The sequence below is a fragment of the Acinetobacter sp. YH01003 genome (assembly GCF_013420525.1).
Lineage (GTDB): Bacteria > Pseudomonadota > Gammaproteobacteria > Pseudomonadales > Moraxellaceae > Acinetobacter > Acinetobacter towneri.
Window position 1 is genome coordinate 1 of record NZ_VOXY01000006.1, and the last position, 26,769, is coordinate 26,769.

21 protein-coding genes and 1 tRNA gene are annotated in these 26,769 nt (G+C 42.9%); 9 read left to right on the top strand and 13 right to left on the bottom strand.

Annotated features, from left to right (window positions below):
* From FTT70_RS07140 to FTT70_RS07165, 6 genes are all read left to right on the top strand, one after another.
* On the top strand, positions 1–257 hold a 257-nt coding region (locus FTT70_RS07140; RefSeq protein WP_179988826.1), incomplete at its 5' end, for a zinc ribbon domain-containing protein.
* Positions 258–529: 272 nt separating this feature from the next.
* On the top strand, positions 530–1,462 hold the full coding sequence (gene cysM, locus FTT70_RS07145; protein ID WP_179988696.1) for a cysteine synthase CysM: 933 nt from the start codon (positions 530–532) through the stop codon (positions 1,460–1,462).
* A 35-nt stretch (positions 1,463–1,497) separates the two neighbouring features.
* Positions 1,498–2,373 (top strand): 3'-5' exonuclease, encoded by an 876-nt coding sequence (locus tag FTT70_RS07150; protein ID WP_004974933.1) that lies wholly within the window; start codon positions 1,498–1,500, stop codon positions 2,371–2,373.
* A 6-nt stretch (positions 2,374–2,379) separates the two neighbouring features.
* Entirely contained in the window at positions 2,380–3,771 is a 1,392-nt protein-coding gene (gene rlmD, locus FTT70_RS07155) for a 23S rRNA (uracil(1939)-C(5))-methyltransferase RlmD (RefSeq protein WP_180168447.1), read from the top strand.
* A 29-nt stretch (positions 3,772–3,800) separates the two neighbouring features.
* A complete protein-coding gene (locus FTT70_RS07160) occupies positions 3,801–6,107 on the top strand; it encodes a bifunctional (p)ppGpp synthetase/guanosine-3',5'-bis(diphosphate) 3'-pyrophosphohydrolase (RefSeq protein ID WP_004974935.1) in 2,307 nt (768 codons plus the stop codon).
* Positions 6,108–6,182: 75 nt separating this feature from the next.
* Complete coding sequence (locus FTT70_RS07165) at positions 6,183–6,836, top strand: 4'-phosphopantetheinyl transferase superfamily protein (protein ID WP_096902676.1); 654 nt, start codon at positions 6,183–6,185, stop codon at positions 6,834–6,836.
* A 90-nt stretch (positions 6,837–6,926) separates the two neighbouring features.
* On the opposite strand, the gene secF is transcribed toward FTT70_RS07165, so the two are convergent.
* The 5 genes from secF to FTT70_RS07195 form a co-directional block, all read right to left on the bottom strand.
* Positions 6,927–7,904, bottom strand: coding sequence for a protein translocase subunit SecF (gene secF, locus FTT70_RS07175; RefSeq protein WP_171525035.1), 978 nt, complete (start codon positions 7,902–7,904; stop codon positions 6,927–6,929).
* 8 nt (positions 7,905–7,912) lie between these two features.
* Positions 7,913–9,808: a protein translocase subunit SecD gene (secD, locus tag FTT70_RS07180; protein WP_104852524.1), complete on the bottom strand. Its 1,896-nt coding sequence runs from the start codon at positions 9,806–9,808 to the stop codon at positions 7,913–7,915.
* 51 nt (positions 9,809–9,859) lie between these two features.
* Entirely contained in the window at positions 9,860–10,189 is a 330-nt protein-coding gene (gene yajC, locus FTT70_RS07185; RefSeq protein ID WP_004974939.1) for a preprotein translocase subunit YajC, read from the bottom strand.
* A gap of 103 nt (positions 10,190–10,292) precedes the next feature.
* Positions 10,293–11,423: a tRNA guanosine(34) transglycosylase Tgt gene (tgt, locus tag FTT70_RS07190; protein WP_180168448.1), complete on the bottom strand. Its 1,131-nt coding sequence runs from the start codon at positions 11,421–11,423 to the stop codon at positions 10,293–10,295.
* 149 nt (positions 11,424–11,572) lie between these two features.
* Positions 11,573–12,397: a DUF4303 domain-containing protein gene (locus tag FTT70_RS07195; protein WP_180168449.1), complete on the bottom strand. Its 825-nt coding sequence runs from the start codon at positions 12,395–12,397 to the stop codon at positions 11,573–11,575.
* Positions 12,398–12,573: 176 nt separating this feature from the next.
* Here FTT70_RS07195 and FTT70_RS07200 point away from each other — a divergent pair, with 176 nt between their 5' ends.
* Positions 12,574–13,524 (top strand): sensor domain-containing diguanylate cyclase, encoded by a 951-nt coding sequence (locus tag FTT70_RS07200; RefSeq protein WP_180168450.1) that lies wholly within the window; start codon positions 12,574–12,576, stop codon positions 13,522–13,524.
* Positions 13,525–13,616: 92 nt separating this feature from the next.
* On the opposite strand, the gene FTT70_RS07205 is transcribed toward FTT70_RS07200, so the two are convergent.
* From FTT70_RS07205 to queA, 3 genes are read right to left on the bottom strand one after another with little or no spacing between them, the layout of a single operon-like run.
* The gene (locus FTT70_RS07205; RefSeq protein ID WP_154320335.1) at positions 13,617–14,183 is read right to left on the bottom strand and encodes a LemA family protein; all 567 of its coding nucleotides are present in this window, start codon (positions 14,181–14,183) and stop codon (positions 13,617–13,619) included.
* Positions 14,184–14,205: 22 nt separating this feature from the next.
* The gene (locus FTT70_RS07210) at positions 14,206–15,234 is read right to left on the bottom strand and encodes a hypothetical protein (RefSeq protein ID WP_004974951.1); all 1,029 of its coding nucleotides are present in this window, start codon (positions 15,232–15,234) and stop codon (positions 14,206–14,208) included.
* 25 nt (positions 15,235–15,259) lie between these two features.
* Positions 15,260–16,297: a tRNA preQ1(34) S-adenosylmethionine ribosyltransferase-isomerase QueA gene (gene queA, locus FTT70_RS07215; protein ID WP_180168451.1), complete on the bottom strand. Its 1,038-nt coding sequence runs from the start codon at positions 16,295–16,297 to the stop codon at positions 15,260–15,262.
* A 177-nt stretch (positions 16,298–16,474) separates the two neighbouring features.
* Here queA and FTT70_RS07220 point away from each other — a divergent pair.
* A tRNA-Leu gene (locus FTT70_RS07220) sits at positions 16,475–16,561 on the top strand.
* A gap of 270 nt (positions 16,562–16,831) precedes the next feature.
* On the opposite strand, the gene FTT70_RS07225 is transcribed toward FTT70_RS07220, so the two are convergent.
* Positions 16,832–17,134, bottom strand: a complete 303-nt coding sequence (locus tag FTT70_RS07225; RefSeq protein ID WP_180168452.1) for an HNH endonuclease — start codon at positions 17,132–17,134, stop codon at positions 16,832–16,834.
* A 191-nt stretch (positions 17,135–17,325) separates the two neighbouring features.
* On the bottom strand, positions 17,326–19,560 hold the full coding sequence (locus FTT70_RS07230) for an NADP-dependent isocitrate dehydrogenase (protein WP_167846287.1): 2,235 nt from the start codon (positions 19,558–19,560) through the stop codon (positions 17,326–17,328).
* An 815-nt stretch (positions 19,561–20,375) separates the two neighbouring features.
* On the opposite strand from FTT70_RS07230, the gene FTT70_RS07235 reads away from it, so the two are divergent.
* Positions 20,376–21,644 carry a sensor histidine kinase KdpD gene (locus FTT70_RS07235; RefSeq protein ID WP_180008998.1) on the top strand — a complete coding sequence of 423 codons (1,269 nt, stop codon included), beginning with the start codon at positions 20,376–20,378 and terminating at the stop codon, positions 21,642–21,644.
* A gap of 96 nt (positions 21,645–21,740) precedes the next feature.
* Here the strand turns inward: FTT70_RS07235 and FTT70_RS07240 are convergent, their stop codons facing one another.
* From FTT70_RS07240 to FTT70_RS07250, 3 genes are read right to left on the bottom strand one after another with little or no spacing between them, the layout of a single operon-like run.
* Complete coding sequence (locus tag FTT70_RS07240; RefSeq protein ID WP_131262023.1) at positions 21,741–23,177, bottom strand: efflux transporter outer membrane subunit; 1,437 nt, start codon at positions 23,175–23,177, stop codon at positions 21,741–21,743.
* A gap of 22 nt (positions 23,178–23,199) precedes the next feature.
* Positions 23,200–25,173, bottom strand: a complete 1,974-nt coding sequence (locus tag FTT70_RS07245) for a MacB family efflux pump subunit (RefSeq protein ID WP_104852515.1) — start codon at positions 25,171–25,173, stop codon at positions 23,200–23,202.
* Position 25,174: 1 nt separating this feature from the next.
* Positions 25,175–26,509 carry an efflux RND transporter periplasmic adaptor subunit gene (locus tag FTT70_RS07250; protein ID WP_131262020.1) on the bottom strand — a complete coding sequence of 445 codons (1,335 nt, stop codon included), beginning with the start codon at positions 26,507–26,509 and terminating at the stop codon, positions 25,175–25,177.
* Positions 26,510–26,769 lie beyond the last annotated feature (260 nt).

Genomic DNA, 26,769 nt, shown 5'->3' on the forward strand with positions numbered 1-26,769 from the left:
CACTAAAAACAATGCTCAAGTATAAATGCGAGAACGCAGGCGTATTGTTTGAAGAAGTCCAAGAAGCCTATACCACCCAAATCTGTTCGTGCTGCGGTGAGATCACCTCAAGTAGTCCCAAAGGTAGTACAGATCTTGGAATAAGAGAATGGGAGTGCATGAGCTGTGGTACAGCTCATGATCGAGATATAAACTCAGCTCTAAACATTCTTGCGCTTGGGCATAAGCGTCTAGCTGTAGGAATCACCCTCTTTTAAGGGGGGGAGGATGTCAATTCTCCTGACTGTGTTTTCATCTGTTTGGTGCGAGTGGTTCAGCTGCATCTCGCAATCAATCGGTGTGCATTTTTTTGCATCCATCCCGCAAAAGACAATCTGAAATTGTGTTCATCTTGCCTAGAATTGTGTAGGCAGTGAGTGATGCATAAATTGTCGGCAGAGTATTGCTGTTTTGATAAAAAGCCTGTGAAAAACGTGCAGGAAGGTGCAAATTTTCATACAATAAGCCCACCTTGATATTGGTGCAGACCATGCTTGATACCCAATCAGATTTCCAAAGTGATGAATTTTTGTTAGATCATTATGTGGGCAAAACCCCATTGGTGCGTTTGCAGCGTTTGGCAAGTCATACGCAGGCAACGGTTTTGGCAAAACTGGAAGGCAATAACCCTGCGGGTTCTGTTAAAGATCGTCCTGCCTACAACATGATTATGCAGGCAGAAAAACGCGGTGAAATTCAACCGGGCGATACTTTAATTGAGGCAACCAGTGGCAATACCGGCATTGCTTTGGCGATGGTTGCAGCTATGCGTGGCTATAAAATGCAGCTGATCATGCCTGACAATATGAGCCAAGAACGTAAAGATGCCATGCGTGCCTATGGTGCAGAATTGATTGAAGTGACTAAAGCACAAGGCATGGAAGGCGCGCGCGATTTGGCTTTGCAAATGCAACGCGAAGGCAAAGGCTTGGTGCTGAACCAATTTGGTAACCCAGATAATGTTGAAGCACATTACCTGACCACAGGGCCTGAAATTTGGCAGCAAACGGGCGGTAAAATTACCCACTTTGTCAGCTCTATGGGCACAACAGGCACCATTATGGGGGTGTCTAAATACTTAAAAGAACAAAATCCAGAGATTCAAATTATTGGTTTACAACCTTCAGATGGTTCAAGTATTGCAGGGATTCGCCGTTGGCCTGAAGCATATTTACCAACCATTTTTGACCGTAGTCGTGTTGATCGTATTATTGATATTCCGCAAATTGAAGCGGAAAAAACCATGCGCAAATTGGCGCAAAAAGAAGGCATCAGCGCAGGCACATCATCGGGCGGTGCGGTATGGGCAGCTTTAAAAATTGCCGAAGAAAATCCAGATGCAGTGATTGTTTGTATTGTTTGTGACCGTGGTGATCGTTATTTATCGACAGGTTTGTTCTCTGTTCAAGATACTGAATTGTGATATTCATTTTTCTATCACCCATTGAGTAAGATTTTATGCGTTTACCTGTGCTGATTTTCGATATAGAAACCGTTACCGATTTGAAGTCAGGCGCGCATTTATATCAACTCGATTTACCCGAAGCAGAGCTTGAACAAGCATTAATGAAGTTGCGTCGCCAAGAGGCAGGAACCGATTTTCAGCGTTTGCCTTTGCATGAAATTGTGTGTATTTCAGGCTTGTGGATTGATGAACACGGCATGAAGCTGTTTTCCTTTAGCCGTGAACACGACAGCGAAGCGACAATGCTGAAAAAGTTTTTGTCTATTTTTGATAAGCGTCATCCGACTTTGGTCAGTTGGAACGGTTCGCAGTTTGACTTGCCAGTGATTTTATTCCGCGCCATGTATCACGGGCTGTCTGCACCAAGTTTATTTGATCAGGGCGAGATTGATCAGCAAAAGCGCTATAACAATTATCAAAACCGTTACCATCAGCGTCATGTCGATTTAATGGATGTGATGGCAATGTTTAATGGTCGTCATTTTCAAAAGTTGGATGACATTGCGTATTTGCTAGGTTTTCCGGGTAAACGTGTAGATGCGGGCTATCATGTTCCTGCATTTATGCAAAGCGGCGAATGGTCAAGGCTGACGCGTTATTGTGAAGGCGATGTCTTAAATACTTGGTTGATTTATTTGCGTTGGCTGCTGCTCAAAGGGCAATTGCTGCTTGAAGAGCATACTTTATGGGTACAGCATACCATTCAATATTTGCATACTCAGCCGCAGCATGCAGACTTTTTAAGCGTGTGGCAGCACAGTTCGCAGCAAACTGAATTTACCCGTACAGATTTTCCTGAACAAAGTGTCACCACGCCTTCAAATGAATCCGTGATGCCTTTTCAATCTTCCCCATCTTCCGATATTTAGACTGATATGAAACATCGCAGTAAAAACCGTACCACGCAGCAGGCTGAATATTGCTTTCAGGTGGAATCGTTGTCACATGAAGGGCGCGGGATTGCACACTACACAGCTCAGTCGGGTCATCCAGCCGAGAAGCAGGGGAAAACAGTTTTTATAGAGGGCGCATTGCCTGGTGAAACAGTACGCGCCAAAATTACGCATAGTAACAAACGCTTAGAAGAAGCCGAGTGTCTAGAAGTGCTGGGTGAGCCTTCGACATTACGGGTTACGCCACAATGTCCACATTATCAGCGTTGCGGTGGTTGTAGCATGCAGCATATTCAGTTGGATGAGCAGATTCATCTCAAACAACAGGTGTTGCAGTCGCATCTGCAACATTTTGCGCAAATTCAGCCTGAAGAATGGTTAGCGCCTTTGCGTTCACAGCGTGAAGATTATCGCCGCAAAGCCCGTGTTGGGGTGCGTTATATTGCCAGTCAAGACAAATTGGTGGTCGGTTTTCGTGAGCGCAATAGCAATAAACTGACCTCAATTGACCGCTGTATGGTGTTGGATCAGGCATTTGGTTCGTTAACACGAATCAAGCAGCTACTCCAAAGTCTAACAGGCAAGGCCCATATTGGTCATATAGAATTGGCGATGGGAGATCAAGAGATTGCTTTGGTGGTGCGGCATACAGAACAACTATCTGCAGCCGATATCAACCAGTTACAGCAGTTTGCGTTACAGAAACACTGGCAATTGTATTTGCAGCCTGAAGGTCCAGACAGTTTGCATCGGGTTGATGATCCGCATGCAGCAATGCGTTTGCATTATCGTTTAGATGATTTTGATGTGAGTTTTGGCTTTCATCCCCAAGACTTTACCCAAGTCAATTCTACAATTAATCCACAAATGGTTAAGCTGGCATGTGATTTGCTTAACTTAAAATCAGGTGATCGGGTGCTTGATCTGTTTTGTGGATTAGGCAACTTTTCATTGCCGCTTGCACGTTGTGTAGGTGCAACAGAAAAGGTGGTTGCTGTAGAGGGTTCAGAGCAAATGGTGCAGCGTGGTGCAGAGAATGCACAACGTAATGATTTAGACAATGTTAAGTTTTATTCACAAGATTTAACAAAAGATTTTTCGCATCATTCTTGGGCAAATCAAGGATTTGAGGCATTATTAATTGACCCTCCGCGTTCAGGCGCAGAGGAAGTGATGTATTATGTGCCCAAATTTGGCGCAGATAGAATCGTTTATGTGTCTTGTAATCCAGCCACACTCGCAAGGGATGCAGGTGTATTGGTCAAGCAGGGCTATCAATTGAAAAAAGCAGGCGTGATGGATATGTTTCCGCATACGGGGCATGTCGAATCCATTGCCTTGTTTGAGAAAGAAAAGCAAATAAACGATTTATAATATGAAGTACATAGAGGTAGGAGAAGGGTATGGTCACAGTACGTGAACAACTTCCTGGACGTTTAAATGAACTGTCTGAGGAAACGACTGTAGAACATGCCGAGCAAGCCCGACAGGATTTAGCAGAATGGCTAGACCGAGTACGCGGGATTTACGATGGGGCGGCACTTGAACAATTAGAACGCGTTGCCAATTACACCCTGAAAAAAGAGCTGGAAACAGACGTCAGTCATCCATCGCATACCTTATATACAGGTATTGAGATGGCGAATATTTTAGCGCACTTGCATGTCGATGAAGACACTTTGTCTGCAGCCATGCTCTATCGTAGCGTGCGTGAAAATGTCATGCAGTTAGATGAAGTGCGTGAAGAATTTGGTGAAGCAGTTTATGGCTTGATCAAAGGCACCTTGTCGATGGGTAAGTTGTCTGAACTGATTGAGAAAAATAAGCGTTTAGAAGACCATTTTAATAATAACCAGCGTGAACATTTAACAGGCATTTATAAAATGCTGATTTCCATGACGGAAGATGTGCGCGTGGTGCTAATTAAACTGGCAGAACGTACCTATTCATTACGTGAGTTGGCAACCGCTTCCAAAGAACGTCAGGAGCGTGTGGCGCGAGAAATTTTAACCATTTACTCGCCATTGGCACACCGTTTAGGCATTGCCCAACTGAAATGGGAACTCGAAGATTTAGCCTTCCGTTATTTGGCGCCAGACCGTTATAAAGAAATTGCGACGTTACTGAATGAAAAGCGTTTGGAGCGTGAAAACTACATTCAAAACGTAATTGAGCAATTGCGTACAGAGCTGGGCAATAATGGTATTCATGCCGAAATTAGCGGGCGGGTGAAACACATTTATTCGATTTATCGAAAAATGAAGAGTAAAAACCTCAGCTTCGATCAGCTCTATGACATTCGTGCTGTACGTGTTTTGGTGAAAACCATTCCAGAGTGTTACCACTCTTTGGGCATCGTACATCAATTGTGGCGGCATATTCCGCACCAGTTTGATGATTACATTACCAATCCAAAAGCCAATGGTTATCGCTCATTGCATACTGCCGTAATTGCAGAAAACAAGTCGCTTGAAGTGCAAATTCGTACCCTAGATATGCACGAAGAAGCCGAGCTTGGGGTATGTTCACACTTTAATTATAAAGAAGGTTCTAAAGCCACAGACCATTCGTTTAATCATCGTTTACATTCCTTACGTTCTGTTTTGGAGCACTATCAGGAACGTAACGATGCCAGCGCACATAAAGAAGATGACGATTCTGAAAACTTTGAACAAATCCAAGAGTTTGAAGATTTTGAGAAAATTTATGTGTTCAGCCGTGATGGTGATATTAAAGAATTGCCACGTGGCTCAACGGTATTGGACTTTGCTTATCATGTGCATACCGAAGTCGGCAATAAATGCTATGCCGCGCGGGTCAATCAGCGCTATGTGCCGCTTACCTATACCTTAAAAACAGGTGAGCAAGTCGAGATTCTAACCAAAAAAGACCGTGAACCGAACCGTGATTGGTTGGTGAATTCTTTAGGTTATATTAAAACAGCACGTGCGCGCGATAAGCTGCGTCATTGGTTTAGACAGCAAGACCGCAGTAAAAATCTGGAAGTCGGGCGTGAAGTGCTCAACAAAGAACTGTCACGTTTGGCGATTCATCCAAAAAGTATTGATTTAAATGATTATTGCAATCACTTTAACGTCAAAACAGGTGAAGACATTCTGATTGGTTTGGTGAATGGTGATATTAGCCTGCATGCCTTAATTAATCAGGTCAATCGTCACATGCACTTAGATCAGGATGAACCTGAACTGGTGTTGAAGCCAACCTTGAACCCACGTGCCAGCCATACCTTATCGGCACATGGCATTTTGATTGATGGTTTGGATAACGTTGAACTGCATATCGCACAATGCTGTCAGCCTGTGCATGGTGAAGCGATTGCGGGGTATATTACCCTGAACCGTGGTGTGAGTATTCACAAAGTGGCGTGTTCGGACTATGTGCGTATGATTGGCAACGAACCTGAACGTGCGGTAGAAGCCGATTGGGAAATGCAGCCAACCCGTGGTCAAAGCGTGCAAATTGTGGTGGAAGCCTATGACCGCCGTGGTTTGCTCAAAGACTTAACCCAAGTGATTTTTGCCGATCAAATTAACATTCGTCAGGTGAATACTATTTCTGAAAGTGATGGTATCGCCAATATGAAATTGTTAATTGAGGTTAAAGGCTTGGCGCAACTTTCTCGTTTGTTGGCACGTTTAGAGCAGCAACCAGGGATTATCAGCGCACGTCGTTTGGTGCAAGGCAGCTAAGCGAGCACGCTTTAAAAAACCAGCATGTTTGCTGGTTTTTTTCTATCGTATTTCAGCCAAAATGGAGAAGGGCGGATGAATAAAACACCTAAAAAAATTTGTGTGAATGTTAGCCGCATTCAGCAGATTTTTAGTCCCGATCCAAGTGCTGTACGCAGTGAACAGATTCAACAGCAAAAACAGGCTATTTATCGGCATCGGAATCAATTGCTTTCTGGATACTTAGAACACGATATTCAAAACAGCGATATTGAGCGTAACCCACATGGCAAGCCATTTTTGACAGCATTCCCTCAATTGCAGTTTAACCATAGTCATAGCCGTCAGCATTATGCTTTGGTAAGCAGTTTTGAATTACTCGATGTTGGCGTAGATGTCGAGGACTTAGACCGTAAGGTGCGTTTCGATGCCTTGGCACAACATGCGTTTCATCCCAATGAACTCCAATACTGGCAAGATTTGGAACACGACGCTGATTATTGGTTTCGTGTCTGGACAACTAAAGAAGCAGTGCTGAAAGCATCAGGTTTAGGGATTCGTTTAAGCCTGAATGAGTTGGATACTCGTATGCATCCCAATGCACAGGGCGGCATTTGTCATCATCCACAGATTGGGCATTTTGCCTATCAAAACTTTCGTTTATCAGATTGTATGTTGACCGTAGCATGGCGAGCAGCGCCATCTTGCGTAGGCTTTCAGTTTCCACAGATTCATATTATTCAGCATTAACATCGCAACGTCAGCGTAAATATCGCAATGCTAAGGCACAAAAAAGCCTATCCGAAGATAGGCTTGAATGTTGGTGTCAGCAGAAATGCATTAAGGAATTTCTTGCTCTTCACCTTCAAATTCAGGTTTGACTTGAACAATGAAGTCCTGACGGTTCAAACCGCGCCATAAGGCAAAGGCTGTACCAATGTAAATAGATGAATATGTTCCGACAAAGACACCCACAAACATCGCAATCGAGAACCATTTCAGACCATCACCACCCATGAGCATCATCGCGACTACAACCAATAATAGGGTCATAGAGGTGTGAATGGTACGACGTAAAGTTTCTGTCAGCGCAATGTTTACCACTTCAAGTGGTGTTGCACCACGGATTTTACGGAAGTTTTCACGAATACGGTCAGATACAACAATGTTATCGTTGAGTGAGAAGCCAATAATCGCCAATAACGCTGCCAATACAGTCAGGTCAAATGGCCATTGCATCATGGCAAAAATACCCAGTGTCACCACAATATCGTGGAACAATGACAGTACCGCACCCATTGCCAGTTTGAATTCAAAGCGAATGGTGACGTATACCAACATCAATAACAGCGCTAAAGCTACAGCGCCCGCAGAACGTACGTACAGCTCATTACCGACTTGACCACCAACCACATCTACCTTTGGCACAGTTGCCGTGTTATTTGGTAGTTGTACCGCAGCAGTAATTGCTTTGGTTAAGTCTTCTGCTTCAACATCTTCTTGCACAGGCATACGTACCATTAGGTCGCGGTCTGAACCAAGCGTTTGTACCACAGGGTCGTTAAAGCCTGCTTTGACCAATGCGTTAGAAACATCGGTGGCTTTTACTGGATTGCTATAGTTGAGTTCTGCAGCAATACCCCCAGTAAAGTCCAAACCTAAGTTTAAACCTTTGGTGGCAATGAAGAAGATACTGGCAACCGTTAATAGAATAGAAAGCAATGCCGCAGGCAAAGCAATCTTCATAAACGGAATCACGCGCTCATCATCAGGGCGGCCATATTTTTTTGAAGGCAGTTGAGTATTCTCAGTCATCAGTGATCTCCTTAAATGCTCAACTTTTTCAAGTTACGTTTTTTGCCGTAGATGATTTGTACAATTGCACGGGTCACTGTAATTGCAGTAAACATCGAGCAGACAATACCAATCATGAGCGTCACAGCAAAGCCTTTGATTGGACCTGTACCAATCGCAAACAGAATGAATGCCACCAAGAATGTGGTTAAGTTCGAGTCGAAAATAGTGTTATACGCTCGGTCATAACCCGCCACAATGGCTTGTTTGGGCGAGGCCCCCCACTTAATTTCTTCTCGTATTCGCTCACAAATCAAGACGTTGGCATCTACCGCCATACCAATGGTAATTACGATACCCGCAATACCCGGCAAGGTGAGTGATGCACCAATCCAAGACATGACGGTTAAAATCATGGCTAAGTTAAACACTAAAGCGAAGTTGGCAATCAGACCAAACAGACGGAAGAACACCACCATCCAGATTGCAACCAAAATGAAGCCAATCTGAGTCGACAATACGCCTTTATCAATGTTTTCTTGACCCAAGCTTGGACCAATCACACGTTCTTCGACAAAGTACATTGGCGCTGCCAAGGCACCTGCACGAAGCATTAAGGCCAATTCAGAGGCTTCTTGTGGGGAATCTAGACCTGTAATACGGAACTGCGAACCCAATACCGCCTGAATGGTTGCAGCATTAATGACGACAGATTCGGTATATGGGGTGCGTACTTCAGTTTGTGTGCCAGTTTCATCGGTCACATAGCTAATACGTTGTTTGTTCTCAATAAACAATACCGCCATACGTTTACCCACAGCGTTACGTGTCGCATCTGCCATGAGTTTACCGCCCGCAGCATCAAGGGTAATGTTAACTTCTGCACCGCCTGTATCTTGGCTAAAACCACTCGACGCATTTTGAACACGCTCACCCGTTAAAATACGGCTGCGGTTCAATAATAACTGACGACCACTGTCCAAAGATTCAAAGGCAAACGCTTCTGTGCCAGGTGGTACTGTACCTGTAGTCTGACCTGTGTACGGATCAATATATTGATCATTTAAGTCAGACACCAAACGGAATTCGAGGTTCGCAGTACGACCGAGTACACGCTTCGCTTCAGCCGTATCTTGTACGCCTGGCAATTCCACTACAATACGGTTGCTACCTTGAGTTTGTACCAAAGCTTCAGCCACACCTAACTCGTTAATACGATTACGTAAAGTAGTTAAGTTCTGATTGACCGCATACGACTGAATTTCCTGTTTACGGACATCGGTATAGTTCAGACGTAAGCTAGAGCCTTCTGTGGTGGCTACAGCTTGCTGTGTGTATTCATTGCCGTTACGACGTAAGAAATCCATCACTGCATCACGGTCTGCATTATTGGCAAACTGTAGGGTGATGGTGTTGTTATTCAGCGAAAGGCTATTAAATTTCAGCTTGTTGTCACGCAATTGACGGCGTAAATCGGTGGCTGAAGTTTCCATACGCTGGCTGATGGCCTTGTCCATATCCACTTCTAATAAGAAGTGCACACCACCACGTAAGTCCAGACCGAGTTTCATTGGTTTTGCACCAATTTTTTGTAGCCATTCTGGTGTGGTTGGCGCAAGGTTCAGTGCCACGACATAGTCATCACCTAAACCGCGACGTAAAGCTTCTTTGGCTTTGAGTTGGGCTTCTGAGGTGTCTAAACGCAACAATGCAGCATTGTTGGTAAAGCTGTTGTCATGACTGGCAATATTTTCTGATTGTAAAATTTGCTCTGCTTTTTGTATGATGCTTTGATCAATTTGGGTACCAGCTTTGGCACCTGAAATTTGAACAGCAGGTTCATCTGGATACAAGCTAGGCAGGGCATATAATGTACTCACCACAAGAACAACGAGGATGAGCAGATATTTCCATGCTGGGTAACGCATTTATTTTCTTCTTAAAATGAAAAAGTCGTGCGTGAGCACGACTCTTTTTGATTAGAGGTTGTTTAATGTGCCTTCAGGAAGAACTGAAATGACACTCGCGCGTTGTACTTTTACTTCTACACCACGGTTCAGCTCTACCACTGCAAAATCACCTTCAATTTTCGTGATTTTACCCATAAGACCACCTGCGAATACCACTTCACTGCCTACGCCCAAGCTTTCAATCAGTGTACGATGCTCTTTGGCACGCTTTGATTGTGGACGCCAAATCAGGAAGTAGAAAATTGCAATGAAGACTGCAATCATTAAAAGGTTAGCCACAAGGCTTGGTTGTTGTGCAGCTTCACCTGCTGCGTGAGCGGTCGAAATAAAAAGGCTCATTTCATTTTCCTAAACTAAAAACTGGCGATCAGTGATCTGATAATAAATTGGGTTTGTTCTGCAATTTACCTTGTCTTTTTACTCAGCGCAAATACTGAAAAGACTAATCTTCAGGACAAGGCGGTACTTGTAGGCCACGACGGGCATAAAAGTCCTGTACAAATTCATCGAAAGTGCCGTTATCTAAGGCATTGCGAATATCTTGGGTAAAGCGTTGGTAATAACGTAAGTTATGAATAGTGCCCAACATTGACCCCAACATTTCGCCACATTTTTCTAAATGAAACAAATAAGCGCGGGTAAAGTTCTTGCAAGTATAGCAATCACAATGCGGATCGAGCGGGCTTTGGTCATGACGATACTTACTGTTACGAATACGCACCAAGCCATCGGTTACAAAGTAATGACCATTGCGCGCATTACGGGTTGGCATCACGCAGTCGAACATATCGACGCCACGACGAATTGCTTCCACAATATCTTCTGGCTTGCCGACGCCCATCAAATAACGTGGTTTATCTTCTGGCATTTTAGCTGGCAAATAATCCAGTACTTTGATCATTTCTTCTTTCGGTTCACCCACCGAAAGACCGCCAATGGCATAACCATCAAAACCAATTTCAAGTAAGCCGTTTAAAGATTCAACACGTAAATCTTCGTACATACCGCCTTGAATAATCCCGAACAGCGCGTTGCTGTTTTGTAGTTCATCATGGTGATGTATTTTACAGCGTTTTGCCCAGCGTAAAGACAATTGCAAAGATTTTTGTGCTTCTTCATGCGTTGCAGGATAAGGCGTACATTCGTCAAAAATCATCACGATGTCAGAGTTCAAAGTTTTTTGAATTTCCATCGAGATTTCAGGCGAAAGAAAAACCTTTGAGCCATCAATAGGCGAACGGAAGGTCACACCTTCTTCTTTAATTTTACGCATTGCGCCTAAGCTAAACACCTGAAAGCCACCAGAGTCAGTCAAAATAGGCTTATCCCATTTGATGAATTCATGTAGACCGCCGTGTTGCTGAATCACTTCTAGCCCTGGACGCAAATATAAATGAAAGGTATTGCCTAAAATAACCTGTGCCTGAATTTCTTCAATATCGCGTGGCAGCATGCCTTTGACTGTGCCATACGTCCCCACAGGCATAAACACAGGGGTTTCTACCACACCATGAGCAAGTGTTAAACGACCACGACGGGCGCGCCCCGACTGACCTAATTTCTCAAACTTCATATATGTTCCAAATCAAGGCGAAAAAACAGTTCGCTGATTGTTCATGCTAAAAGTGCAATATTTTCCTAGATTCTGCACGGAATTGCCAGTTGAGATACGTTTTCCTTGGTAAAAATTGCGAGTAAATATTTTGTTCAAATCCATTGTGCTTACATGGCGTAAAATTGCTGAATACGTTGGGTAATTTCTTTATGTAAGGCAATTTCACCTTGTTCATGATTGTCCATTGCAGCAACGTGCTGAATTAAACGCTGAATATATAAATTACTGTCAATAAAACTCGGTTCTAATGTGAGCAAATAGGCTTCATGTGCAATGCTCAAATAATCATACGGTTCCACTTCTAAAAGTTGTGCCAGATCAATCAGCAAGTCTTTATCCACTTGTTGTAGTTTGAGCTTGGGTTGTGCGGTGGATTGTTCCATCGTGGTTTGAGGCGCTTTGTTGTGCAGGAATTCATCGAGCAAAGCACTTGGAGTGTTTAGAAATTGCGCTGAGTGGATCTCTACATCGACCTGTTTGGGCACATGAATAAAAAACAGAATTTGGCTTAAATCTAAGCCATAAGCGCCCGATAAAGATTGTTTAGCCTGCTGAAATATATCCAGTAAAAGTTCAAGATGGTTGTATTGCAGCGTGTCATTGGAATTCAGCAGAGGATTGCCATAGATATGTCGCTGTTTAAAATAATCTGCAAAAATATTTTTAAATTGATGCAGACCGCTAGAATTGTTGGCTTGAGTGCGATAACGCCATTTTTCTATATTCCATTTATTTACTTCAGATAAATATTGTGCTTCATCTTCCTGTTCATTAAACAGGCTGCGTTGGCTTGAAACAGCTAAATAATCGACCCCAAGATATTCATTAAAGACCAGTACACAGGCATAAATTTGGTCTTGTTCATATTGCTCATAGAGTTGGAAAAACTCTTGAATGAGGGTGTTTTTCAGGTTCTGAATATGTTCTAACATTTTATCGGCTTACTTTTTATTTTGGGATTTATGTTTTGAGCAATTGTTGTTTATATTTTGCTCAACCTCATGATTGTGTCAAAGCTGAGAAAAATGTCAATAAGACAAAACAAATTGTAGTCAAAGCTCACTTAAGTTGTTAAATTGTAATTAAAATCAATTCATAGAGGTGGGCTATGAGTGAATTAAACAGTGCACTAAAAGAAGACCAATTCTATAAAACACTTTTGGAAACCACGAATGCAATTCCGTGGCAGATTAACTGGAAAACCAAAGCTTTTAGCTATATTGGCCCACAAATTGAGTCTTTACTGGGTTGGACGCAAGACAGCTGGAAAACTGCACAAGATTGGATTGATCGGATGCATCCTGAAGATCGGGACAAGACCGTGAATATGTGTGTGAGTCTGTCCGATCAAGGCACAGACCACGAAGCGGATTATCGTGCCTTAACCGCTACAGGAGATTATGTCTGGATTCGTGATGTGGTGCATGTGATTCGTGAAAATAACGAAACTGTGGCGATTATTGGGTTTATGTTTGATATTTCTGCGCGTAAACAAATGGAGTTGGAACTCGAAGCGTTGAGTCGCAAAAATCTGGCTTTGAGCTTACAAGACCCGCTGACCTTGGTTGCCAATCGAAAGGCGCTCAGTGAGCGTATAGAAAACGAATTTAAACGTGCTGTGCGTCATCAACATGCATTGTCTCTCTTGTTTATCGACATCGACCATTTCAAGCCTTATAACGACAATTATGGACATTTACAGGGTGATCATTGTTTGATTAGTGTGGCGCAGTTGCTTAAACAACACTTTGAGCGTGCATCTGACTTTGTGGCTCACTTTGGTGGTGAAGAGTTTGTGGTGCTATTGCCTGAAACACCATTGGCAGATGCTGTACAACTTGCTGAAAACTTTAGGCAGGCAGTATATGCGCTGGAAATTCCACATACCAAGACAGGGGAGATTACCCAAGTCACTGTGAGTATTGGCGTAAATAGCTATCATCAAAATCAGCAATATTACAATGTGGTCGACTTTCTGCATTCAGCCGATGAGTTGTTGTATCTAGCAAAAAACAAGGGACGCAATCAGGTGCAGTATTTGACACAGTCTTTTGTTTAGTTGAAATCTAAAAAAACAGCAAGCTTCGTGCTTGCTGTTTTTATTTATGCGTTGAAAAATAATTTTAAATGAGCGGTTTAGAATTAAATGGCTTAAAAGTTTGGACGATAATCAAAACTTTGTGCTGCACCGTTGTCCCGAAAGGCACGCACAGGCTTTTTCGCTGTGGTTGCAGTGTTGATCATGTTGTTGGGAAAGACCTGAATATAGTTATTAAACAACTCGACATTGCGGTTATAAATAGTAATCGCAGCACCGACATTTTCGTTCTGCTCATCAATTTCATGCATCATTTTTAAATACAATTGGTCGGCTTTGAGTTCAGGATAATTTTCGACCACCACATTCAAGCTGCGCATCAATTCTTTGCTCAAGGCTTCAACACGTTGTAATTGGCTGACATCGGCATTGTTGATGTTTAGGTTCATAATATTTTGGCGCAGTTCAGTCACTTTTTCTAAAGTGCCTTTTTCCATACCTGCATATTGTTCGACCACTGGCGCAAGTTCTTCAAGCGTTTTTAACTTCTGTCGTTCAAAACTGGTCACATCTGCCCAAGCGCGGATGGTGGCGTTGTGGTGGCGTACGATGTTGTTACGAATCATGATGCCCAGCATCACCAAGACGATGACAACCAAAAGAAAAATTGCGATACCCATGTTTTGCCCCAAGATGATTTTCTTAGTCCAGAAAATCAACCAAATCTGTCTGTAATTGTTCTAAATAAGGTAATTTAAAAGTGCGTAAGTGTCCACGCAATGCGGAAATATCTTGAATATTTTTTGCTTTACTGGAAATTTCAAACAGGTTGCGATTGCCTAAAAAACAGAGCGTGTTCCGCTCAGGGTGAAATAACAAATCACCTTGCTGATGCTGAAAAAAATCATCCAGTTTTAACACCATTGCAGGGCTGAGGGTGCGCGCCAGTTGAATTGCATCACTACCAAAAAAGTTGAGTTTTTGATTCAGGCGAATGTCACTGGTATGCCACGGCACATGATAAGGAGCACCAAAAGTTTTATTATTTGAGGTAACGGCTAAACCTTGTAGCTGCACATCAAAGACAAATACGCCCGATAAATGCCGCACCACTTCACGCACTTTATAGTCATTGCCATTTTGATCTTTAATGCGGGTTTCACTGACATAGCGATATTCAAAGACCAAAACCTGATGTTGCTTGCCTTGTTGATCTTGCCAAACAGTACTGGCGTAACGGCGAATTTCATTGGACAGATTCCCCAAATTAAACAAGGGAAACAGACTTTTTAAATGAGCAATCAAATAAACGGGTTGTAGGGTTCGGGCAAGATGTTGCGGTGGTTGCTGCCATGCCAGTTGATAGCGCTGTGCAATGCTTTCTTGTTCTAAAAAAGTGATGACTTCTTCAATGGGGTCGTCTTGTTCATAGGTAATAAATGCCCAGAAGATACAGCCTAACCCAATCAGCAAGCAGAATTGCAGCCAAATATTACTCGGTTGAATCAAGAGCAATAAACAGAACAACACACCTATAATGCCAAGCAGGACAGGCAAAACATTTTCAAACTTGAGGGTGATGTCATCTTGCCAAGGGTGTAAGCCATCTAAAATATCTTGATGGCTTTGTGCTTTTTTTCCAATATCCCATAACCGCGCGATATTACGAAATACCCGTTGATTCTTCTTGCGTCGAATATGAATGGAGTGTTGCACGGTATCGAGCGGCATGGTGGTTTCTTTTACAGTTTGAAAATTAAGTCTGAGCTTGATCAATCAGCATGGCATCGCCATAGCTAAAGAAACGATAGCGTTCCGCCACAGCATGTTGATACGCCTGCATGACATTTTCACGGCTTGAAAGCGCAGATACCAACATTAATAAGGTGGATTCAGGCAAGTGGAAATTGGTGATTAGACGATCCACCACTTTAAACTGATAACCTGGGTAAATAAAAATTTGCGTATCACCCGACCACGCTGCAAGTTTGCCTGCATGGGCTTGGGCAGCACTTTCCACGGCACGGGTGGCAGTTGTGCCCACTGAAATAACTTTGTTGCCTCGTGCTTTGGTTTCACGAATCAGCGCTACGGCAGCTTCAGAAACTTCACACCATTCACTGTGCATGATGTGATTGGCAATATCATCGGTACGTACAGGCAGGAATGTACCTGCGCCCACGTGCAAGGTCACAAAGGTTTTTTGAATGCCTTTATCTGCTAGCTGTTGCAGTAAGGCTTCATCAAAGTGCAAGCTGGCAGTGGGTGCGGCAACACTAGCAAGTTTTGTTGGGTCGTTAAATACGGTTTGATAACGCTCGGTATCAATCGCTTCGGCTTCACGGTTAAAGTAGGGGGGAATTGGCAGCTGACCGTAGGCATCTAACACGTCTAAAATAGGCTGTGAAAATTCGACAATAAATAAGTTTTCATGACGTCCTTGAACGGTCACTTTTACAGCATCAGGCCCAATAAACAGTTCTGCACCTGCTTTTGGTGAGTTGCTGGCTTTAATATGACAATGGGCAATAAATTGATCTTGCAGACGTTCAACCAAGACTTCTACCGCACCGCCTGTGGCACGTTTACCTTTAAGACGTGCTTTCATGACTTTGGTATCGTTAAGTATCAGTAAATCGCCTGCTTCGAGTAAATTCAGTAGGTCGGTAAATTGATGGTCATGATACTGACCTTGAGCATCAAGATGCAGCAGACGAGAGGCGCTACGACTTGCTAGTGGGTAACGAGCAATGAGTTCATCGGGGAGATTAAAATTAAAGTCAGAAAGCTGCATGATAAAAACAAGTTAGAACACTGGGAAAACTGCGCCTAGTATATGCTTTTTTAGGTTTTATGGATGAAATTGGTCGATTATAAATCAAAAAAATGACAGCTGATTTAATTTTAAACAATTGCAAAAAACTTGCGTTGACAAGCTGTCAAAAAAGTTTATTATACCCATCAACACCTACCCGAGGTGGTGAAATTGGTAGACGCGGCGGACTCAAAATCCGCTGTCAGAGATGACGTGTCGGTTCGAGTCCGACCCTCGGGACCATATAAAGGAAAAGCCCTCAAGCATATTAAGACTTGGGGGCTTTTTTATTGTCTGTATATTAATGGGTTGTGCCATTTTTTAGCTCCAGTCTTAATGATTCCATTAGCCACAATTCAGGTGGTCACTTTGGAAAATGAGTACCCAAATGAGTACCTGATTTTTCATTGGTACTCATGGTGGAATCAGATGCTAAGCTTAAATTATTAGATCAATACAATAATCAAATGTGATTGATCGGGTGTCTTATAGGGCTTGTAGTACTTAAAAGCTTTATTCACTATCTAAAGCTACTTTGATGACATCTGCAATTGTCTCAGTGGTGATGCCTCTTTTTCGAGCATTCTCAGAATGGAGCCAAGTTGCTAAGTCTTTATTGCCTTTAGATGCATTGCAGCCAATACAGCACAATGCAATATTGGATAAGGTTGTAATTCTTATATCGTTGATAATGTGTTCCCAAGACTTCTTATTAGCTCTTTCAGTGCCAAACTTTTTGCCGCAATATACACAGCACAGGTCTCGCTCCGAGACCGCATCTTCTATGTGCTTTGGTATTCCCCACGAATTTGCCATTTTAGGTTTTCCTTATTTTATGGCTCTAGTTGAATGAAAAATCCTAACCTTTGATAACTCACATTCATAAAATTTAGATCTAAGCATAAAATGAAATAGTTGTCATAACACTATATAAATGAGGGTGTAAAAAAACCAGCGCCGAAGCGCTGGTTTTTTACATCACTAACTTAGGTTAGTTTTGCATCATCTTATTGAGCTGCATCAAGAGCAGCATTGAATGTTGCGCTTGGACGCATTACTGCATTCACTTTAGCTTGATCTACTGCGTAGTAACCACCGATATCAACCGATTTACCTTGTACTTCCGCAAGTTCAGCAACAATTTTGTCTTCGTTTGCAGCTAAAGCTTGTGCAAGTGGTGCAAACTTCGCTTTCAACTCAGCATCTTCATCTTGAGCAGCAAGTGCTTCTGCCCAGAATTTTGCCAAGTAGAAGTGGCTGCCACGGTTGTCCAGTTCGCCAGTACGACGTGATGGAGACTTGTCGTTATCAAGTAATTTGCTGGTCGCTTGATCAAGAGTTGATGCAAGTAATTTCGCACGAGTATTATCTTCTTTAATACCCATTTCTTCTAAAGAAGCAGCAAGCGCAAGGAACTCACCTAATGAATCCCAACGTAAGTGGTTTTCTTCAACAAGTTGTTGTACGTGTTTAGGCGCAGAACCACCCGCACCAGTTTCGTACATACCACCACCCGCCATTAACGGAACGATAGATAACATTTTCGCAGAAGTACCAAGCTCCATAATTGGGAACAAGTCAGTGAGGTAGTCACGTAAGATGTTACCTGTTACAGAAATGGTGTCTAAACCACGCGCAACACGCTCAAGTGTATAACGCATCGCACGAACTTGTGACATGATTTGAATATCTAAACCAGTCGTGTCGTGATCTTTTAAGTATTTTTGAACTTTCTTGATCACTTCGTTTTCGTGTGGACGGTACGGGTCTAACCAGAAAATTGCTGGCATACCAGAGTTACGTGCACGTGTTACTGCAAGTTTAACCCAGTCGCGAATAGGTGCATCTTTCACCTGACACATACGCCAGATGTCGCCTTCTTCTACGTTTTGAGTCATCAACACTTCACCCGTGTCAATGTCGGTGATGTTTGCAACACCTGCAGCAGGAACTTCAAAAGTCTTGTCGTGTGAGCCGTATTCTTCAGCTTTTTGCGCCATCAAACCTACGTTTGGCACAGTACCCATCGTACGTGGGTCGAAGTTACCATTCCACTTACAGAAATTGATCATTTCTTGGTAAATACGCGCGAAAGTAGATTCAGGCATTACTGCTTTACAGTCGTAAGGTTTACCGTCAGCACCCCACATTTTACCGCCACCACGAATCATTGCAGGCATAGAAGCATCTACAATTACGTCGTTTGGAGAGTGGAAGTTGGTGATGCCTTTTGCAGAATCCACCATTGCAAGTGCAGGGCGGTGTTCTTGGCATGCGTGTAAATCTTCGATGATTTCTTCACGTAAAGAAGTTGGTAAGGTTTCGATCTTTTCATAAAGACCTGCCATACCGTTGTTGACGTTAATGCCAAGTTCTTCAAACAATTTACCGTGTTTTTCAAACGCTTCTTTATAGTAAATTTTCACACAGTGACCGAATACAATCGGGTGTGAAACTTTCATCATGGTCGCTTTTACGTGTAAAGAGAACAAAATGCCTGCTTCTTTACAATCATCCAATTCTTTTTCATAGAAGTCGCAAAGCGCTTTCTTGCTCATGAACATAGAATCGATGATTTCGCCATCAAGTAACGCTACTTTTTCTTTCAATACAATGGTTTCACCAGAATGAGTGATGAGTTCCATTTTTACGTTACGTGCGCGGTCAAGCGTCATTGATTTTTCGCCATGGTAGAAGTCACCTTCATCCATGTGTGAAACGTGAGTTTGTGACCATTGCTTCCATTCACCCATAGAGTGAGGGTGTTTTTTTGCATAGTTTTTCACTGCAGCAGGTGCACGACGGTCAGAGTTACCTTCACGTAATACAGGGTTTACTGCTGAACCTAAGCATTTACCAAAACGAGCGAGTAAAGCTTTCTCTTCTTCAGTATCCGCATTTTCAGGATAGTCAGGAATTGCATAGCCTTTTGCTTGTAATTCCTTGATACATGCAATTAACTGAGCAACTGAAGCACTGATGTTCGGAAGTTTGATGATATTGGTATCTGGATCTTGCGTGAGACGTCCAAGCTCTGCGAGGTTGTCGGCTACCTTCTGTTCTTCGCTTAGGTATTCCGAGAATTCAGAGAGTACGCGTGCTGCGACAGAGATATCACTCTTGACAATCTCGATGCCAGCAGGCTTAGTAAAGGTCTCAATGATCGGCAGTAGAGAGTAGGTCGCCAACAATGGCGCCTCATCGGTCAGTGTGTAAATGATTTTTGACTTTCCACCAGCCATATATAGCCCCTTGCTTTGATTGAGTTTTTTAGGAGCGAGATGATGACTCAGCCCCTGCGAACCGATTTGCCTAATTTAACCTTGAGAGTATCGACTCTCAATGCATTTCAGTCAACGTAATTACAGTGATGACGCCATTTCGCTACGAAATGATGTGTCGCATTTGTGCGAGTCAAGACACGGCTTAATGTAAAAATGAGCCTATTTAAACCTAAAAATCGCCTTGAGTATTTAGTGTTGAAATACTAATCAAATCGTATGATGAAGATATGACATCAAAAATATATGTATATTTTATTATAAATTAACCAGTTGAGGGTTCGACTTAAGTCGAATGTTTGATAAATAACCGATGAAAATGATAGGTGGATATATTTATTCTATTTATTTTATAGGTTTATCAATATGTTGCTTCTATTTTTTACAGTGTGATGCAATGTAAACTCTTGTATAGAAGTTGAGATTTTCTTCAAAAACGGAGGGAAATCTACAGATAAAAAGCCTGATTTATATTTTAAAAGTTTAGATCTATTTTTATGGTCCAAATTTTACAAAAATAAGCGTATTTTTTAGCGGGTTTGTAGCACCGTTTGATCCATCAAAAATCATAATCAAGCGTGAGCTAAACCCTTGTTAATCCATAGATGAAAAAATCAAGTAGTAAAGAAGAAATGCCGAGTTGTTACGCAGTTTTTTAAATTAGTTTGAAAGCTTATGTTTTGTGTTAAAGTTTGTAGGTTAACTCTGAATTCAATGGACGAATTTTGAAGAGAAAATAATTCATAACGTGTCAAACTTTAATTAACGAGGCAAAAATGAAAATACAGTTGCTTGAAATTGGTCCCGAAACGGAGCAACTCAGTGCTTGCACACTCTCGTTATTATTGGGCGTACATACGCCAACTAACCAAATTGATGGTTTTTTGAAGTTTGCCCGTCAAATGTTGCAAGTCGATCATGCCATTTTGACTTTTAAAAATGAGCCATATATCTGGTATTCCACCAATCAAGTTTTTAAAGCTTTTCATGCCAATCCAACCGCACAGTTAGACGTTTTCTTTCAAGGTCAGCAACTGATTGAACCTCAACATCCTCAATATGCGAATTTTGTGCAGCATATTGCAAGTTTGGGGATAGAAGCGGCTCGTTTAATTGCACTGGATTTACTCAAAACCGATGGCGAGTCGATTGGGCAGTTGTTGTTATTTGATCATCGTGAAGAAGCGTTTAGTTTAGGTGCTTTGCCGACAGTGGCGGAGTTTGCTGCAGGTTTGGTGCGTTATATTGAATTAAAAGTTGATTATGCAAGCTTAAAAGAACTGTATGAACAGCAGTCTGCATTGAATTTTAGTAAAACCAAATTTTTCCAAATTATTGCGCATGATTTGCGCGCGCCATTTCATGGCTTATTGGGGTTTTCGGAAGTTTTAGCGCAAGAGCGCGAAACTTTGGATGATTCTAGTATTCAAAATATTGCCGACTATTTATTCGACACAGCACAATCGACCTATAACTTGCTAGAAAGTTTATTGAATTGGGCGATGGCAGAGGGTGGACGCTTTGTGTATCACCCAATTAATTTTGAGTTAAAGCAATCGACCAAAATTGTTTGCGATGTGTTGAAAAGTTTGGCAATCAAGAAAAATATTGAACTGATTGATCAAGTTGAAGAAGGCATTAAAGTTTATGCCGACATCAATATGATTACCTCGGTGATTCAAAATTTGGTGTCGAATGCGCTGAAATTTACCTTTACCGATGGCACAGGCAAAGTCATTTTACGTGCAGAGCAAACAGAAACCAGTGTGGATATTTATATTCAAGATACGGGTTTGGGCATGACTGCACAACAACTCGAAACGCTGTTCGAGCCTAAACTTACTGTTAGTTTTAAAGGCACTGCAGGTGAAAAGGGTATTGGTTTAGGTTTGGTGTTGTGTAAGCGTTTTGTCGATTTGAACCACGGGCAAATTGTGGTGGAATCGAAAGAAGGTGTGGGAACGACTTTTAAAGTCAGTTTGCCAATTGCGACCAGTAGCCATCAAGTATTAAGTAAAGAAGCGTTATTATCTGAGAAAACTTAATTTCAAAGTTTATATACAAAGCAAGCAAAAGCCTGTGGATGTTTAAAATCATCCACAGGCTTTTTTTATCGTGATCAATTTAGATCAACTCTTGCATTATTGAATGTTTTGAATCGGACTACCACCCAACGCTTGCAATAAAGTCACATAGGCGTTGTATTGGTTTTGCTTGGTCTGCAATAAACTTAAACGTGCATTGCGGGTGGTTTCTTGTGCATCTAGCAGGTTTTTTAAGGCAATCGCACCATGCCGATAACGCACCTCAGTTAAGCGTTCAGTTTTCTCTGCCAGTGCTAAATTGCGGCTTTGCAGCGCGACTTGTTGATTCAGCGCGGTTCGTGCTGACAGTGCATTTTCGACATCGGCAAAGGCTTTATATAAAGTTTGTCGATATTGCACAATGGCTTTTTCATATTCCAAAGCATTCACTTTTAGATCGCGCTGCATATCATTCCATTGCAAAAATGGCAGGGTTAAACCTGCACCTAAAGTGGCAATTGGGTTTTTTAGGGCATCGCTTAAAGAGGTATGCGCGCCTGTACCGACACCTGTACTGAGTGTGCCTGTAAGACTGATGGATGGGTAATAACTGGCTCGATTGGCATCTTTATTGGCCAAGGCTTTACGTAAACGTAATTCGGCTGCACGTAAGTCGGGACGACGTGACAGCAGTTCTGCAGGTAAGCCAGCAGTAATATTCGGTAAACGAACAGCGGCTAAACTCTGTGGTTCATTGATATTCAACATTTGCACAGGTTGATGCAGTAAAACTGCCAAGGCGGTGCGTGTTTCAACTTTTTGCTGTGCAATTTGGCTCAAGGTTGATTTTTGACTTTGCAGGGCTTGTTCGGCTTGGTTTAAATCCAATCCTGAAACTGCACCCGCGCGATATTGCGCACTGACCAATTGATACGTTTTTTGCGTACTGGCAAGGTTTTGTTGTGCGACAACATAGCGTTCATTTAAATAACCCAATTGCCAATATAAATTGGCAGTGGTTGCAATCAGGCTTTGTGCGGTGGCTTGTAAGTCTTGTTCGGTGGCTAAGGCTTCCCAACGTGCAGCTTCAGTCTGATTGGCAAGTTTACCGAATAAGTCCAATTCATAGCTCAGTCCAGGATAATTCAGCGAAATCCCACGCGCTGTATCACCATTGCCCTCTAAACTAAATTGATGCCCTGTAGAAATACCTGCATTGCCAATCCGGACACCTTGCTGACTTTGGCTTTGTTTGGCTTGTAATCTGGCTTGTTGTAAATTCAGTCCTGCAACCGCGAGGTCACTGTTACGCGCCAAGACTTGTTCAACCAATTGATTTAAAGCAGCATCGTGAAAGAGTGTCCACCAACGGTCTGTATTTAGTTGTGCAAGGACTTGCTGGCTTTTTTGCTGCTGCTCAAACTGTTGAGGAATATTTGCAGCAGGTGCCTGATAAGGTGTTTTGACTACGGCTGCACAACCCACTAAGCTGCTGCCAAGAAAAAGCGCAGTGACGAGTTGGCTGAATTGTCGTGACTTCTGGTTAAATCGCATCATCATTCCTTACTCTAATTCCTTATTCTCTAGATAGCGCATCGACAGGGTTCAGTTGGGCAGCATTACGTGCAGGAATAAAACCGAACACAATTCCAATCAGGCTTGAACAGACAAAAGCGGCTACAATCGAGGTGGTGGAGTACGCCATTTGAAAGGTTCCACCTGCCACATGATTAATCAATTGCCCAATTCCGAGTGCGAGCAAGACGCCAAGTACACCGCCTAAAATACACACTAAAATGGCTTCAATTAAAAATTGCTGCAAAATATCGCTTTGTCGTGCGCCGACTGCCATGCGTACCCCAATTTCTTGGGTGCGTTCTGTGACAGAGACCAACATGATGTTCATTACGCCAATTCCACCGACCACCAGTGAAATCACTGCAATAGCAGAAACCAGTAAGGTCATGGTGGCGGTAGTTTGTTGGATGGTTTCACGGATACTGTCGGCATTTTGAGTAAATACATCCTGCGCACCATGACGCTGTACCAACAGACTTAGGATGGCATTTTCTGCTGCAGCACTTGGATATTCATCTTTGACTCGTACAATAATGCTGCGCACATGGCTTTGGCCAAGCATGCGGCTCATTACCGTAGAGTAGGGCAAATACACATTTAAGCTGTCGGCATTGCCCATCATGCTTTTTTGTTCTTCGACCACGCCAATAATACGGCTGGGTACGCTGCCCAATAAAATTACTTGCCCGACAGGGTTGCTGCCATCACTAAAAAATGTATTTTTGGTGTTGTGATCAATCACCACATCTTGCGCTTGTTCCAGCACGCTGTGTTTGTCAAAAGGCTGACCCGACTGGAAGTTCATGCCGCGCACATAGAAAAAGTCTTCGCTCACACCATTGACTGTGGCAGAAGCCTCGGTGTCTTTAAAACGTACTGTGACGTTGCTATTGACCGATGGGCTGACCCCATCCACATAAGGTTGTTCTGCCAAAGCATCGGCATCGGCAGGAATTAGGGTTTTAAGCTGAGATGAGCGCGAGGTATCACCAAAACCACGCCCTTGAAACACGGTGATGGTATTGGTGCCTAAACTGCTGATGTTTTCTAAAATTTGTTTCTGTGAACCATTGCCCAGTGCCACAACAGATACAACCGAAGCGATCCCGATAATAATCCCGAGCATGGTTAAAAAGGTGCGCATGCGATGTGCATTCATCGCCAGTAGCGCCATGCGGAAGGCTTCACCTAAACGATCAAATACAGAACGCCAAGCTGAAGTTCTTTTTTGTGGCGGATGTTGCAAGGTTTGTTGGGTAATATCATCTTGATCGGCAGGTGTGTTGGGCTGATCAGAAATAATAAGCCCATCACTGATTTCAATAATCCGTGTGGCATTTTTAGCGACATTATGGTCATGTGTGACCAAGATGATGGTGTGACCTTTGGTATTTAGCTCACGCAAAATCCGCATCACTTCAATACCGCTATTCTTGTCGAGTGCACCTGTGGGTTCATCGGCAAGAATCACATCGCCACCATTCATCAAGGCACGTGCAATGGATACACGTTGTTGTTGCCCACCTGAAAGCTGACTTGGGCGGTTTTGGGTTTTATCGGCTAGACCTAAGTCACTGAGCAGCGCAGTCGCGCGTGCTTGTCGTTCTTCAACATCGGCACCTGCATAAATTGCAGGCACTTCGACGTTGCCTGCAGCGCTTAAATCGCCTAATAAATGATAGCGTTGGAAAATAAAACCAAAATATTCACGACGCAACTGTGCCAGTTCATCGGCTTCAAGTTGTCGGGTTTCGCGTCCTTTGACTTTGTAGCTGCCTGTGGTGGGTTGATCCAGACAGCCCAAAATATTCATGAGAGTGGATTTTCCCGAACCCGACTGACCTACAATCGCAACCAATTCACCTGGGTAAATCTTCAGATCAATGCCTTTGAGAATCTGCACTGTAGATTCACCCGCAGGGAATTCACGGGTCAGATTGGTGACCTCTAACAGAGGTTGTGACTGACTCATCTTACATTCTCACTGATGGGCCAACACGACCACCACGCTTCGCCGCATCGTTTGAGGTATCGGAGCCATCGGCAATAATGACTTGATCGCCCAGTTTTAAGCCACGAATGACTTGTACTGTTGCACGGTTATTTAAGCCAAGCAATACCGATTGAGGTCGAGCTGAGCCATCGGCTTGCAGTACACGTACCATGCCTAAAGAGGCTTTACCTTGATCAATCAAGGCTTTTTCATTGGCAGTCAATTCCAAACGGGCAGGGCGTTTGGCAGAACTGGCATCGGTATTGTCGCGCTCAGCACGTGCGTTGCTGTCAGAATTATTGCTGTTGCCACGACTGCGTGAACGGTTTGCACCTTGCACCGCAGCAGCAGGAATGGTCAGCACATTGCGCGCTTCTGCCAAAACAATGGACACTTGTGCGGTCATATTGATGCGTAGCTTGCCGTCTTCATTTGGTACGTCAAATAAAGCGTTGTAGTACACGGCAGAACTTGAAGATGATGAGGTGTTGTTATTGCTTTCGGTATTGATGGATTTGGGTGCAGGTTCTACCTGACGTAAAGTAGCGTAATGTTTTTTCTCACTGTTGCCCAAGGTGGTGAAATAGACCGTTTGTCCCTCTTCGACCTTCATTACATCCGCTTCAGAAATTTCTGCTTTTACAGTCATGGTGTCAAGTTTGGCTAATTTAACAATCGTGGGCGCACTTTGATTGGCGTTCACGGTTTGACCTTCTTCGGTCACAATTGCGACGACAGTGCCATCCATTGGGGCAAGAATACGGGTATAACCTAAATTTTCTTTAGACGTGTCTAAAGTTAGGCGTGACTGTTCAATTTGAGCGTTAATGGCAGCAATTTCTGCTTGTGAAGTTTTATAGTTGGCTAAGGCAGTTTCAAGTTCGGCACGTGAGGTCGCATCTTGCGCATACATGGCTTGTTGACGCTGATATTCTGCTGCGACTTTGGCGAGATTGGCTTGTCGAACCGCCAATTGTGCCTGTTGGTTTTTAATACTGGCCTGCGCTGTTTTAAACTCATTTTCCTGTCGTACGGAGTCAATTTGGGCAATCAACTGTCCTTGTTTGACTTGATCGCCTAACTGAACATACATTTTTTTGACTTGACCTGAAACTTGCGCACCAACACTGACCATTTTGGTGGCTTCAAGTACGCCTGTTGCCAACACCGCACTTTCAATATCTCCACGGCTCACTTCGGCAGTAATGTATTGCGGTTGTTGTTCTTTGGGTTTTAAAAAATACCAAGCGGCAAATGCCAGCATCAGCGCAATGATAATTCCCGCAATAAGTTTGGTCGATTTTATTTTTGGCATGAGTCAAAAAACAGAAAAAGAAATTAAAAGGATTATAGAAGTGAAATAAGGATAAATCGTGAATTTTTTGAAGAAACTGCAAATGAGAATTATTTATTAGTGGTTTGAGCTAGATTTAATACAGTCTGAGTACGGTATTACATCCATAAAAAAAGTGAAAATAGCATCTGTTAACGAGGTGGGGTAGTTTGTTTCATCTCTATGATAATTTTATGAATTTTTATGATAAATGCTGAAAAATACAACTATGGTCTAAGTTG

Bases quoted from the DNA above. Each gene is read 5' to 3' on its own strand.
- cysM (WP_179988696.1), top strand. From the start codon at position 530: ATGCTTGATACCCAATCAGATTTCCAAAGTGATGAATTTTTGTTAGAT.
- FTT70_RS07150 (WP_004974933.1), top strand. From the start codon at position 1,498: ATGCGTTTACCTGTGCTGATTTTCGATATAGAAACCGTTACCGATTTG.
- rlmD (WP_180168447.1), top strand. From the start codon at position 2,380: ATGAAACATCGCAGTAAAAACCGTACCACGCAGCAGGCTGAATATTGC.
- FTT70_RS07160 (WP_004974935.1), top strand. From the start codon at position 3,801: ATGGTCACAGTACGTGAACAACTTCCTGGACGTTTAAATGAACTGTCT.
- FTT70_RS07165 (WP_096902676.1), top strand. From the start codon at position 6,183: ATGAATAAAACACCTAAAAAAATTTGTGTGAATGTTAGCCGCATTCAG.
- secD (WP_104852524.1), bottom strand. From the start codon at position 9,808: ATGCGTTACCCAGCATGGAAATATCTGCTCATCCTCGTTGTTCTTGTG.
- yajC (WP_004974939.1), bottom strand. From the start codon at position 10,189: ATGAGCCTTTTTATTTCGACCGCTCACGCAGCAGGTGAAGCTGCACAA.
- tgt (WP_180168448.1), bottom strand. From the start codon at position 11,423: ATGAAGTTTGAGAAATTAGGTCAGTCGGGGCGCGCCCGTCGTGGTCGT.
- FTT70_RS07195 (WP_180168449.1), bottom strand. From the start codon at position 12,397: ATGTTAGAACATATTCAGAACCTGAAAAACACCCTCATTCAAGAGTTT.
- FTT70_RS07200 (WP_180168450.1), top strand. From the start codon at position 12,574: ATGAGTGAATTAAACAGTGCACTAAAAGAAGACCAATTCTATAAAACA.
- FTT70_RS07205 (WP_154320335.1), bottom strand. From the start codon at position 14,183: ATGGGTATCGCAATTTTTCTTTTGGTTGTCATCGTCTTGGTGATGCTG.
- FTT70_RS07210 (WP_004974951.1), bottom strand. From the start codon at position 15,234: ATGCCGCTCGATACCGTGCAACACTCCATTCATATTCGACGCAAGAAG.
- queA (WP_180168451.1), bottom strand. From the start codon at position 16,297: ATGCAGCTTTCTGACTTTAATTTTAATCTCCCCGATGAACTCATTGCT.
- FTT70_RS07225 (WP_180168452.1), bottom strand. From the start codon at position 17,134: ATGGCAAATTCGTGGGGAATACCAAAGCACATAGAAGATGCGGTCTCG.
- FTT70_RS07230 (WP_167846287.1), bottom strand. From the start codon at position 19,560: ATGGCTGGTGGAAAGTCAAAAATCATTTACACACTGACCGATGAGGCG.
- FTT70_RS07235 (WP_180008998.1), top strand. From the start codon at position 20,376: ATGAAAATACAGTTGCTTGAAATTGGTCCCGAAACGGAGCAACTCAGT.
- FTT70_RS07240 (WP_131262023.1), bottom strand. From the start codon at position 23,177: ATGCGATTTAACCAGAAGTCACGACAATTCAGCCAACTCGTCACTGCG.
- FTT70_RS07245 (WP_104852515.1), bottom strand. From the start codon at position 25,173: ATGAGTCAGTCACAACCTCTGTTAGAGGTCACCAATCTGACCCGTGAA.
- FTT70_RS07250 (WP_131262020.1), bottom strand. From the start codon at position 26,509: ATGCCAAAAATAAAATCGACCAAACTTATTGCGGGAATTATCATTGCG.